The sequence below is a fragment of the Bradyrhizobium pachyrhizi genome (genome assembly GCF_001189245.1).
Lineage (GTDB): Bacteria > Pseudomonadota > Alphaproteobacteria > Rhizobiales > Xanthobacteraceae > Bradyrhizobium > Bradyrhizobium pachyrhizi.
Map to the genome: position 1 here is coordinate 91,508 of NZ_LFIQ01000084.1, position 12,526 is coordinate 104,033.

A 12,526-nucleotide genomic window follows, 5' to 3' on the forward strand; every position below is an offset into this window, starting at 1 on the left:
CGCTCACCTTGCCGGGCCGGTCGTCATAGCGCAGCGATGCCGCGGCCATGCCGATCGCGGCCGCACGCCAGGCGTCCTGCCGCACCTCGCCGATCTGGCCGTTGAGCTGCTGGAACGCGCTGTTGAGCTGGTTGACGTTGACCGCATCGGTGCCGGCAACGCCCGGCGCCACGTTGCTGATCGTCACCGGCGCGCCACCGCCGCTGTTCAACGTCAGCTTGTTGGTGGTGCCGCCCGAACCGTCGGAGTCGTAGCGGATCGAGCTCGACGCAACCGCCTGGAGCTGGCTGACATTGACCGCATCGGTCGCCGCCGAGCCCGCGGCAACGTTGGTGACGCGGCGTTCGGCGCCGGATGAGCCGACCGACACTTCGCCGGTCGCAACCCCTGCGACACTCTTGCCGACCACAGGCGTATAGGCCGCATCGCTCAGATTGGCCGTGGTGGTGGCGTTGGCGCCGAGCGCCAGCGAGTTGGCCGCCGTCGCCTTGGCACCGGCGCCGATCGCGACCGAATTGTCGGCCGACGCCGCAGAACCGTTGCCCATCGAGATCGCGTTGGCCCCGCTCGCGACCGACTGCGGTCCGATCGCGACGCTCTCGGCGCCGGTCGCGATGGAATCCGCAGCGGTCGAATTGGCGTGGAAATATTTCACGCCGCCGCCGCCGGTCGAGATGTTGCTGACGGTGGTGTAGAGAGCGGCGAGCGAGGTATTGGTGGCCCAGAGCTGCGAGCCGTTGATCGCATCCGTCGAGGTCTGGCTGATCTGGCCTGCGGCCACGTTGGTGATGGTACGCTCCGCACCGGCGCTGCCGACACTGACGGTCGAAGTCGGCGTCGTGCCGGCGAAGTTGTAGGTGGTGCCGCCGATCGAGGTGCTCGACGTCGCGACCACCGCCTGTGTGGTCGAATTGGCACCGAGCGCGACGTCGCCGGCCTGCGCCGTCGCCTTGGCGTTCGGACCGAGCGCAACGCTGGTCGGGTTGGTGGTCTGGGATCCGGCGCCGATCGACACCGACTGGACGCCGCTCGCCTGCGCGCTGGTTCCGAACGCAATCGAATCGGCGAAGCTAGACAGTGAATTCTGACCGATCGCGATGCCGCCGGGGGCGGTCTGCGCCACGGTTGCGCCAAAGCCCATGCCGATGCCGTTGTCGCCGTTGACCACGGTCGCGGGGCCCACCGCGACCGAATTGTTGCCGACCGCAAGCGAGTCGGCGAGCGTCGAGTTGGCGTGGAAGTATTTCGTCGTCGTGGTCGCGAACGAGGTCAGCGCGCCGGTCAGCTGGCGCACGGTGACGGCGTCGCTGTCCTGGGTGCCGTCGGCCACGTTGGTGATCTGCCGATAGCTCGTCGCATTGCCGACCGACACCGCGCCGAGCAGCGCGAGATCGGTGGTGTTGTAGGGGATGATGGTGCCGCCGATCGTGCCGGACGCCGGCGCGAGCGCACGATTGGAGATCGACCCCGAACCGAGCGCGACGCCGTCGACGACCGTGGCCTGGGTGTTGAAGCCGAGCGCGGTAGAATTCGCCGCCGTCGCCGAGGCCGCCACGCCGGCCGCCATCGAGTTCACGCCGGTCGCGCCATTGTTGTTGTAGTTGGCCTGCTGCGTGCCGCCGTCATTGACGCCATAATAATGCGTCAGGCCGTTGCTGACGACGGTCGACAGGCTGTCGATCGCGGACGTCGCGGCGAACAGCTGCGAGCCGTTGATCGCATCGGTCGAGCCGTTGCTGACCCGTCCCGCCGCGACATTGGTGATGGTGCGCTCATTGCCGACCGAGCCGACGCTGACCGTCGAGGTCGGGGTAGTGCCGGCAAAGCTGTAGGTGTTGCCACCGATGACGATGCTGGCGGTTTGAACCGCCGTGGTGGTCTGGCTGCCCGAGCCGAGCGCGATGTCGTTGGCGTTGGCGGCGGTGGCGCCGTTGCCGATCGACACCGAGCCGCTGCCGGTCGCGGTCGACACCGGTCCGATCGCAACCGAGTCGGTGCCAACAGCGTTGGAATCCGCCAGCGTCGAATTGGCGTGGAAATATTTGATGCCGCCGCCGGTACTGATGTTGTTGACGGTGGTGGCGAGGCCGTCGACCGCCTGGTTGGTGGCCCAGAGCTGCGATCCGTTGATCGCGTCGGTCGAGGAGTTGCTGATGCGGCCGGCCGCGACATTGGTGATGGTGCGCTCGGCGCCGAGCGCCCCGACGCTGACCGTCGAGGTCGCCGTCGTACCCGCAAAGCTGTAGGTGGTGCCGTTGATCACCGTGTTCGGCGTGTTGACAGCGGCAGCGGTGACGCTTCCGGAGCCGAGCGCGACATCGCCGGAGCTTGCCGCCGCCGTGGCGCCGTTACCCAGTGCGATATTGCCCGCAAGACCGGCGGCGCCCGCCGTCGAGCCATTGCCGAGCGCAACCGAGCCCTGCCCGATCGCCTTGTTGTTGTTGCCGATCGCGACGGCGCCGGCGGCCTGGTTGGCGGCGGTGGCGCTCGCCGTGCCGTCACTGTTGGCAATGTTGTTCGCGCCGCCGGTGAAGGCGCCGGTGCCGCTGGCATAGCTGGGATCGCCGATCGCCACGGCGCCGTTGCCATAGGCGACGTTGTTCGCGCCGATCGACACGGCCTGACCGCCGGAGGCCACCGCATTGGTGCCCAAGGCCACCGCGTTGGCGGAACTGGCCGCGGCATTGTTGCCGATGGCGATGGCGCTTGTAGCCGACGCATTGGCGCCGATGCCGAGTGCGGTACTGGCGATTCCGCTGGCGCTGGCGCTGACGCCGGCCGCGAGAGAATTGTCTCCTGTCGCGTGCGCTCCAGACCCGAATGAGGAGGAGTTTTGGCCGCTGGCAACGGCTGTGTTGCCAACCGCAGTGCTGGCGGCGGCACTCGCATTTGAGGCAGTGCCGATCGCCAGCGAACTTGTGCCGGCGGCACTGGCTCCAACGCCGGTCGCGAGCGAACTGATGCCGGCGGATGCCGCATTGTTGCCGATCGCGATGCCGCCCGTCGCTGCACTGTTGACGACCGCGCCCGATCCGATCGCAACCGAGCCTCCGGTACTCAGCGCCTGCGCCTGATTGCCCAAGGCAACAGCGAAATCCGCCGACGCCGCGGCGAGATTGCCGGCCGCCAGCGAGCTGGTACCTGACGCGACCGACTGGATGCCAACAGCGGCGGCGTTGCCGCCGCTCGCATTGGCAAGGTATCCTAGGGATGCGCTGCCGACCGCGGAGGCTTTCGCCCCGTTACCGATGGCGGTGGCCTGATTTGCCGAAGCATTGGCCGACGTTCCGAAGGCGCTGGCTCCTGTCCCTGTCGCTGAAGCGCTTGGGCCGACGCTGGTCGACCAAGCCCCCGTGGCGGCGGAACCGGTGCCAAGCGCAACAGCCTCGAACGTGAAGCCGGCAGGCGCGGTCCCGCTGGCATTGGCATTCGTGCCGATGGCGATTGGAGACCCGCCGCCGACTCCGGCGTTTGCTTTGGCGCTGACGCCGATGGCCGTGCCCGAACCGTTTGAAGATGAGGCAGCGGAGGACAATCCAATGGCGATCGAGGCGCCACCGGAGGCGCTGGCCGTCGAGCCCAGCGCCAAGGCACCCACGCCATTTGCAGTGGTGTTGACGCCAAAGGATGAGGATCCGTCCCCGGTGGAGTGCGCGTTCCCACCGATGGCGAGGGCGTTGGTGCCGGTCGCGTTCGCAAACACACCCATACCGATCGCATTCAAGCCATTCACGGAGTTGGAATAGCCCACGATGATCGAACCGTCGCCGGTTGCGCTGTTCGAATCGCCGATCGCCACGGAGTTCTGGCCATTCGCATTGGTATTAGCGCCAATGGCGGTCGAGGTGGCGCCGGCAGCATGGGCGCCGCAACCAATAGCAGTGCTGCCTGCAGTTGCAGCAGTGGGATTGGTGCAGTTGGCGGGATTGCTCAAAACCCCGTTGCCGATGGCAACCTGCGCGAACGCCGCCTGCGGGGTCATGACTCCCGCTATCGCCAGCATCGCGACGACCGCCGGCCTGCCGACCCCCAACGTCCCGAGACCCAATCGATCCCGCTTCATGCCGAGCGTCCGATGCGCCTGCCGCAGCACGGCCAGCAGCCGGCGCCGCAGCGAATGGCTGCCCGCATCGCTTGACGCGACCCAGCTCCGGACGAAGCCGGTGCGGCCCGGACGCTTCAGCGATCTTGTTGAGTTTTGTGCGACAGCCATAGTGCGCCCCTTTCGCGACATCTTGAAAAGACGCCGGAGGCGACGCGCCATGGACCGGGCCGACGCGCGGGCCCGCCGGCCGCACACGCGAAAAAATAACGATGATCGTACGCACGATCATCGTCCCGTCCTGGCCAACGATGTGTCGAATTCAACGAGCGCATCTTGCCACCCAGCGCTCGCTCGACTGCCCCATCAATGTGCCCCGAGTCGTCATGTCGCAAAATGATAGACACAATTTTGCCAGCGTCACTCAGCAGGCCGTCCAAATATCACGCAGATCGTCTCACAAGTTGAATGATTGGCCGATACACCGTGAGGTGTTTTATCGAATTTTCAACCTTTAGTTGATCGACGGCGCATGCGTTCGCGCATCTCGCGCGGGCTGACACCGAATTCGCGGCGGAAGGCGCGGGCAAAATCGGACGCCAGCTTGAAGCCGTGGCGATAGGCGATCTGCTGCACCTGCCTGTCGGCGGACGAGACAAGTTCTGCATGTGCCGCGCGCAGCCGCTTACGCAGGATGTAGCCGGCAACGCCGCCGACGCTCTCGAATGCACGGTAGAGGGCAGAACGCGAGATCCGCAATTGCAGCGCGATGCGGTCCGGCGTCAGATCGAAATCGCCGAGATGCGACTCTATATAGAGACGCGCACGCTCGAACAGCACCGACTCGACCGCGCCGCGCGCCTGCTCCAGCCGGTCCGAAGAGAGCTGGATGCATGCGGCGATCATCTGCGCGGTCGCCCGCCCCGCCTGCCTCAACTCCTCTGCGGACATCAGGGTGATGCGCGTTTCGAGCCGGTCGAGATAATCGGCCAACAATTCGATCAGATTGCCTTCGAGCAGAATATTGCAAACACCGTCGAGCTGATCGGCCACATCGGCGAACGACTTGCGCGGCAAGCCCAGCACCAGGCCGTCATAGTCCGTGATGCTGCCGCGGAAATCCTCGTCGAGCGAGATCAGGAACATGGCGCCCGGCCCGGCGTGAATCCGCCGCTCTGCGCTCTCGAAGCGGGCTTCGCCGGAGCGCACCCGGTACAGCCACCAGATGTCGACCGGCGCGCCATGCGACGGTTTGATGACGCGGGCGAATGATTGCGCGGCGAATCGCCCCGAGGTGAAGACGACATCGGCCATGTTGCAGGTCAGGTACTCCACCAGGAACCCGTGCGCAGGGCTATGACCTTCCGGTGGCGCAACGTCGACCAGCGAAGCCATCCGCGTTTTCCAGACCTCGAACTGCTCCGAGGGCGGATAGTGTCGTGTCGAGAACAGCCGCGGCGGCGCGGGGGTTACATCCCTGATGTTCCGCGGCTCGCGCGGCAAGGGAACGTGTTCCAGGCGCTGCGCTGCGTGTGCCGGCGTCTTGTCGTCTTCTTGCATGTACTTTCGTGCCCCGTTGGCGCGAACGACGAACGTCGGCTCAACGGAGGCGCATTCCCAAGGTTGCGTCGCCGGCCGCTCACAGACCGGCGAATTTCGGGGAGACAAGGAAGAGGCATTTCGGGAATCGGACATCGACGGCTTACGCCGGCCGCTCCCGATAGGGTTGACGCAGGTTCCTCTGGCAGTCGTGCTCGCACATGGCGTTCATCATTGTCGCGTCATTGCCGTGTCCGGCTCGGATGCTCCGTCACGGGTCGGCTCGATTGATCTAGAGAACAATCTGCGCGAGAACCAGAGGGGCGGCAACGCGCGTCGTGCAGAAATCCAAAATTGCGTTCATGCGATGCGATCGGGCAACGCATCATCGCAGAGTCTTCGGAAAATTTTCTCGATCTCCGCGCCTGGAAGAAACGCATGTCGCTGCAAAGGCGCGACCTAAGCACGGTAGATGTCATATCGAGAATCCCACGCATGATCGCATTGCGAACGCTCGTGCCCAATCATGCGGCAATCCACCGCGTGCGACGTGAATGCAATCCCATACGCATCGAACACGCGCGCGGCGTACATGCGCGCGCACGCTGCGGCATTCACATGTGAGCGTCGAGATGACGAAAGTCACGAGTGCCCGTCGAATTTTTTCGGCGAGCACTACGTCGCAGGCGGCTCGCGCCGTCCCGCGAAATCATGCCTAGCGCAACGCGAGAGAAAACCCTGCGGTTGTTGCTCAAGCCTGCACGCGCGCGGACTTCCTGTACTGCGCGGTTTCAGCGCGCAGCAGATCGCAGAATTGAAGTGCGAGACGGCTTCGCGGCCGCTGCGAAGGAAGCAGCAACATGGTGGCGATCTCCAGTCGTGGCACGAACGGCTTGAGTACAATCTTGGAGCTTGCAAAATCCCGGGCCACGATCGGGTCGACGATCGAGAAACCCAGTCCCTGCGCAACCAGGGCACAACGCTGCATGCTGTACTGGATCTCCGCGACCGTCTTGATCTCGACCTTGGCCTCATCGAGGATGCGCTCAAAGCGGGATCGATGCGGTGCGCTCGGGGAAGCTGCGATCATGGACTCTCCCCGCAGATCTTGCGCTGCGATCGATCGCTTCGAGCGCAACCGGTGCTGGCGGGGCAAGACGCAGACCGCCTCCGTTGTCATGAGGAGTTCGTCGTCGACCGCGGCAAACCCCGCCTGCGGCCGCGCCAGTCCGACGTCGCATTGTCCCGAGGCCACCAGGCTCCAGACGCGCTCGGGGCTGTGGACGGCCACGGATACGACGATGTCGGGATTCTTCCTCAGGAAGCTGCTGACGATCTGCGGCATCAACGAATAGGTGAACGCCGGAAGACACGCGATCCTGAGCGTCCCGCTGCCGCGCTCGCGAATGCCGCGCGCGGCGCGCGCCAGATACTCGAGGCCGGCCTGGTTTCTTTCGACCTCGCGCAGGAATATCTCGCCTTCCGGCGTCAGCGTGACGCCGCCTCGCCCGCGTTCGAACAACGCAAAGCCGATCTCGCGCTCGAGACGTGCGATCGCGCGGCTGATGAAAGGCTGCCCCACCCGAAGGCTCAAGGCGGCCTTCGTGATTCCGTTGTGGCGCACGACCTCTCGAAACAGGTCAACATGTCTTGGATTCAGGGGCATGACCAATTTGCATAAGAACTGGCGTTCCAGTCATTTGACGGCATGCGCATCGGGTGCGTCAATACGGCATGTACCCGTCGAGCAACCATCCAAGCTTCGCCACCGACCGCATCCTGTTGACCAGGATCACCGGCCCGGAGTCTTCGCGCGCACAGCAGCTTCGCGAGGCAGCGATGCTGCGGCGGCTCGATCGCGGCACATCTGACCGGCCGAATACCGCGCGCCTGGCGGCGGGACGGGACCAGGTCGACACCGCGGCCGCGTTCGCAATCGAGGCCGCTGAATCGGGAGACCTGCTCGGCGTGTCCGGGTTCGGCGCAATCGACCGGCACGAAAAGCGGGCGACGTTCGCTCCAATCTGGAGCATCGGGCGACTGGATGAGGCCGTGCTCGTCAGTCACGTTGCACATCTGATGACGCGGTATGCGTTCGAGGTGCTCGTGGTCGAGCGGGCCGAGGTGCATCTGGACTGGCGCCTGAGGCATATGCTTGATCTCTACGCCAACCTCGGCTTCCGCTGCGAAGGCAGGCTTCGCGCATATTTCGCAGCCGATGAAGAGCCGTCCGGCGATGCTGCGGTCCTCAGCGTGGTTCGCTCCGAATGGCCCTCCGTTGTGCGTCGGCAGCGCGGGGTTCTCGCCGGCGAAACGTGGCGCTACCGGCTTCCGTCCGACCGCCCTCCATAGCGGCGGCCAAGCTCGGACAAAACGGCGGCCAAGCTCGGACAAAACGATGTCACGAGAATGCGGGTGTATGACTCAACGGTCGAGCTACACACTCAGTGTCGTCCCTGCGAAAGCAGGGACCCATAACCACGAATGGTCATTGTTGCGCGATGACTGAACGACGAATCCCTTCAACAGCATCCGCCGCGGAGTATGGGTCCCTGCTTTCGCGGGGACGACGGCTGGAGGGAGCCGCGGCCTCTCGGCTCAAGCATGGACGTCTCCGGAATACTGGGTCACCCGCATGCGACGGGTGATGACACCGACAAGCTGTTTGACAGGTTGAATCGGAAACCAACCCCGTCATTGCGAGCGAAGCGAAGCTATCCATCCCGTCGCATATGCCGAGCGATGGATTGCTTCGTCGCCTCGCTTCTCGGGTCGAGAGATTTATGGAGGTATCAAGAAACGGCTTGCCGAGCCGCAGCTCGCGGCCGCTGGCCCGCCTCCGCCCGTTGGATTTCGGCGCCGTCGTCCGTCTTCGCTTTCACTGCGTTCAAGCTAGGCCGGACACGCTTCGACCTGAAGGTCTCCGCGTGGCTGCGCCACGCGAAGCCCGTCAGGGCGAAGCGTGGTGGGTGCGACAGGGATCGAACCTGTGACCCCTACCATGTCAAGGTAGTGCTCTCCCGCTGAGCTACGCACCCAAAGCGTATTTGGATCGGGTCCCTATAACGGACGGCGGCGGGGCAGGCAAGGATACAAAGTGAAGGTTTTTTGGCGAATCAGGCCGCCAGCAACTTATTCACTTCGCTGACCAATTCCCTGAGGTGCACGGGCTTGGCCAGCACCTTGGCGTTTTTCGGCGCCTCCGAATCGGAATTGAGGGCCACCGCGGCAAAGCCGGTGATGAACATGATCTTGATATCGGGATCGAGTTCCGAGGCACGGCGCGCCAGCTCGATACCGTCCATCTCGGGCATCACGATGTCGGTGAGCAGCATTTCGAACGGCTCCTCGCGCAGCCGCTGGTAGGCCGACATGCCGTTGTCGTGCGGCGAGACCTTGAAACCCGCGTTTTCGAGCGCCTTGACCAGGAAGCGGCGCATATCGGTGTCGTCTTCGGCGAGAAGTATTTTCGGCATGGCAGGAATCGTCGAATCCGGCTTGAGGAGCAGTCCGAACAGTAAGCCCGACAGACGGTAAATTTCGGGTGAAATTTGCGTCAAGCCAGCGGCAAATGCGCGCCACCCATTTGTGGACTGAACCGGACATCGAATCAACCGGGTGCCGCATTTGCTGCTTTTAAGACGCGTTCCAGCTGAAACCACACTCTTTTCACTTGGCAGAATGATCGCGATTACCGACAATGCGTGCCCATAAATCTCCGCTTTTCCGGCAGACTCAGTTGCTGCGGGGCGAGGCGGACGCAAGGGACGGCGCCAAGGGAATGACCGAATTTGCTGGCGAGTTGTCGCCCCCGTTCGAGATCGTTGAGCCGCAGGCCTGGCGCGCGCCGATCATCTTCAATTCCCCGCATTCGGGCTCGGTCTATCCGGCCGAATTCCTCGAGGCGGCGCGAATCGACGTAGTGTCGCTGCGGCGCTCCGAAGACTCCTTCATGGACGAGCTGATCGCGGGCCTCAGCGATCGCGGCTTTCCGATCGTGCGGGTCAACTTCCCGCGCTCCTATGTCGACGTGAACCGCGAGCCCTACGAGCTCGACCCGCGCATGTTCACCGGGCGGCTGCCGAGCTTTGCCAATACGCGCTCGATGCGGGTGGCCGGCGGCCTCGGCACCATCCCGCGCGTGGTCGGCGACGGCCAGGAGATCTATCGCGAGCGGCTCGACGTCGATGAGGCGCTGCGCCGGATCGAGGTGCTCTACAAGCCCTATCACCGCGCGCTGCGCCGGCTGATCAACAAGGCGCATCAGGCGTTCGGCGCCGTGATCGTGGTCGACTGCCATTCGATGCCGTCGGTCGGCGTGTCGCGCGACGAGCCGCGCCGGCCCGACGTCGTGATCGGCGACCGCTACGGCACGAGCTGTGCGCCGCTATTGCCCGACCTCGTCGAGGAGATCATGAGCTCGCTCGGCTATTCGATCGGCCGCAACAAGCCCTATGCCGGCGGCTTCATCACCGAGCATTACGGCAATCCGGCGAGCGGCCTGCACACCGTGCAGATCGAGCTCAACCGCGCGGTCTACATGGATGAGCGCCGCCGCGAGCGCGGCCCGCGCTTCGCGCAGGTGGCCGCCGACTTTGCCACCCTGGCGGATGCGCTGGCGAAAATCCCGTTCGGCGATCTCGGCCCGTTCCAGGCGGCCGCGGAGTAGCGGTCGGTTCAGCCGGGACCGCGGTTGCCAACCGAAGCCGTGAACTTGGAATTCAATTGGCGACCGGGCCTGACGCGAAACTGGATTCCGTATTCACGCGCGGAAGCAATGAGCCAAGAAAAAAGGGCCGCTTGAATGAACAAGCGGCCCAAGTCTAGGGAGGAAACGCCCAAGGAGGGCAGCGATAGCGCGAGGCGCTACCGCACCGCAACAATATGCGACCGCGCTGCACAAAACGCAAGAACTTTCGAAACATTTCTTGGGTAATGTTGGAAAGTCTGGCGAAACTGCAACAGGCCGGCAGGAGCGGCTTTCCTTATGTAGGATCAATACTTTACAAGGGAAGCCCTGGGCGGCCAGCGCTCTGCGCATAGCTTGTATACCAGAATTCGCAACTTCGTGATCGAGGCCGGGACCCGGAGCGCTTTCGAATCCGAAGCCAAATCGAAAGTCCGGAACCGCGTCATCGGGCTGGATAACACTCCGTTAATCGTGCGCGCCGCGCCGGATTGAGCTAGGCAAGAACGCATCCGATTTCTACCGCGTCGTTTGCGCAGTTCAGGGACATGCCGTGACGGTCATCGACTTCACCGCCTTCATCGGCCGCCTTGCGACCGCATCCGGCGAGACCATCTTGCCGTTCTTCCGCACCTCGCTCTCGGTCGACAACAAGAGCTCGAACGATTTCGATCCGGTCACCGAGGCCGACCGGGCGGCGGAAGCCGTAATGCGGCGGCTGATCAAGTCGAACTTCCCCCAGCACGGCATCGTCGGCGAGGAGTTCGGCAATGAGCGCGAGGACGCCGACTATGTCTGGGTGCTCGATCCGATCGACGGCACGAAATCCTTCATCGCCGGCTTTCCGATCTGGGGCACGCTGATCGCGCTGCTGCACAAAGGTACGCCGGTATTCGGCATGATGCACCAGCCCTATATCGGCGAGCGCTTCTCCGGCGACAACGGCTCGGCGCATTACTCCGGCCCGTCGGGCGAACGGCGGCTTTCGGTTAGGCGCTGCGCCTCGGTCAAGGAGGCCACTGTGTTCACCACGAGCCCGCTGCTGATGAATCCGGATGACCGCGCCCGCTTCGGCCGCATCGAGAATGCAGCGCGCCTGTCGCGCTATGGCGGCGACTGCTACTCCTATTGCATGCTCGCCGCCGGTCATCTCGACCTCGTGGTCGAGACCGAGCTGAAGCCTTACGACATTGCCGGCCTGATCCCGATCATCACCGGCGCCGGCGGCGTCGTCACCACCTGGGACGGCAAGCCGGCACAAAGCGGCGGCCGCATCATCGCGGCCGGCGACCCGCGCGTGCACGAAGCGGCGATGAAGCTGCTGAACGCCTGAGTTCCCGGTCTGATTCTTGAGTTGCCGGGCGTCTGATCTGCGCCCATCCTGACCGCAACCAGAAAAGTCAGGGATGGGCGACATGACGATGTGCGGCAGGCTGCTTGCAGCCGTTCTCCTGCTTCTCGCGCCCGTCACGGCTTTCGCCCAGGATTTCCCGACCAAGCCGATCCGGCTGATCGTGCCGTTCCCGCCCGGCGGGCCGAACGACATCATCGCGCGGGTGATCGGGCAGAAGATCTCGGAGCTCGCAAGGCAGCCCGTCATCGTCGACAACCGCGCCGGCCAGGGCGGCGTGCTCGGCACCGATGCGGTCGCGAAGGCCGCGCCCGACGGCTACACGGTGGCGATCGCGAGCGCCGGCGCGCTGGCGATCAGCCCCAGCATGGAAAAGGTCGCCTACGACACGCTGAAGGACCTCGCGCCGGTGACGCTGGTCGCGACAGTGCCGGAGATGCTGGTGGTCGCCGCCAACGTGCCGGCGAAGAACATGAACGAGCTGGTCGCGCTCGCCAGGGCGCAGCCGGGCAAGCTCAACTTCGCCTCTTCCGGCCCGGGCAGCCTGCCGCATCTCGCCTGCGAATTGTTCAAGCTGACGGCGAAGATCGACATCGTGCACGTGCCCTATCGCGGCGCTGCGCCGGCGCTGAACGATCTGTTGGGTCAGCAGGTGCAGATGACCTTCCTCGACCTGCCGGTGATCCTGCCGCAGATCAAGGCGGGCGCGCTGCGCCCGATCGCGCTCGGTGGGCGCGAACGCGCGCCGATCGCACCCGACGTGCCGACCACCGCCGAGGCCGGCATGCCAGACCTGATCATCGAGAACTGGTACGGCATGGTCGCGCCCGCACGCACGCCGCCCGCGATCCTCGCCCGGCTGAACCAGCTCGCCACCGCGGCGATGGCCGATCCGATCGTCAAGCAG

Annotated in this window: 8 protein-coding genes and 1 tRNA gene; 4 read left to right on the plus strand and 5 right to left on the minus strand. The window is 64.6% G+C overall.

Translation table 11 applies throughout. The features are described from left to right. From AKL29_RS19225 to AKL29_RS19235, 3 genes are all read right to left on the minus strand, one after another. Positions 1-4,213 (minus strand): beta strand repeat-containing protein (locus AKL29_RS19225; RefSeq protein WP_193395233.1); only part of this gene is annotated, 4,213 nt, incomplete at its 3' end. A 336-nt stretch (positions 4,214-4,549) separates the two neighbouring features. Next, positions 4,550-5,602: a helix-turn-helix domain-containing protein gene (locus tag AKL29_RS19230; RefSeq protein WP_050385210.1), complete on the minus strand. Its 1,053-nt coding sequence runs from the start codon at positions 5,600-5,602 to the stop codon at positions 4,550-4,552. 730 nt (positions 5,603-6,332) lie between these two features. Continuing rightward, the gene (locus AKL29_RS19235) at positions 6,333-7,247 is read right to left on the minus strand and encodes a LysR substrate-binding domain-containing protein (RefSeq protein ID WP_050385211.1); all 915 of its coding nucleotides are present in this window, start codon (positions 7,245-7,247) and stop codon (positions 6,333-6,335) included. 53 nt (positions 7,248-7,300) lie between these two features. Here AKL29_RS19235 and AKL29_RS19240 point away from each other — a divergent pair, with 53 nt between their 5' ends. Beyond that, positions 7,301-7,933, plus strand: a complete 633-nt coding sequence (locus tag AKL29_RS19240) for a GNAT family N-acetyltransferase (protein WP_244482180.1) — start codon at positions 7,301-7,303, stop codon at positions 7,931-7,933. A gap of 611 nt (positions 7,934-8,544) precedes the next feature. Here AKL29_RS19240 and AKL29_RS19245 read toward each other — a convergent pair. Both AKL29_RS19245 and cpdR read right to left on the minus strand, forming a co-directional pair. Beyond that, positions 8,545-8,619: transfer RNA gene (locus AKL29_RS19245), tRNA-Val, on the minus strand. Between the two features lie 78 nt (positions 8,620-8,697). Then, the gene (gene cpdR, locus AKL29_RS19250; RefSeq protein WP_016843340.1) at positions 8,698-9,057 is read right to left on the minus strand and encodes a cell cycle two-component system response regulator CpdR; all 360 of its coding nucleotides are present in this window, start codon (positions 9,055-9,057) and stop codon (positions 8,698-8,700) included. A gap of 305 nt (positions 9,058-9,362) precedes the next feature. Here cpdR and AKL29_RS19255 point away from each other — a divergent pair, with 305 nt between their 5' ends. The 3 genes from AKL29_RS19255 to AKL29_RS19265 form a co-directional block, all read left to right on the plus strand. Beyond that, positions 9,363-10,250: an N-formylglutamate amidohydrolase gene (locus tag AKL29_RS19255; RefSeq protein ID WP_028332888.1), complete on the plus strand. Its 888-nt coding sequence runs from the start codon at positions 9,363-9,365 to the stop codon at positions 10,248-10,250. 571 nt (positions 10,251-10,821) lie between these two features. After that, positions 10,822-11,601, plus strand: coding sequence for a histidinol-phosphatase (gene hisN / locus AKL29_RS19260; protein WP_028332887.1), 780 nt, complete (start codon positions 10,822-10,824; stop codon positions 11,599-11,601). A gap of 73 nt (positions 11,602-11,674) precedes the next feature. Beyond that, a partial coding sequence (locus AKL29_RS19265; protein WP_167350408.1) for a tripartite tricarboxylate transporter substrate binding protein occupies positions 11,675-12,526 on the plus strand: 852 nt, incomplete at its 3' end.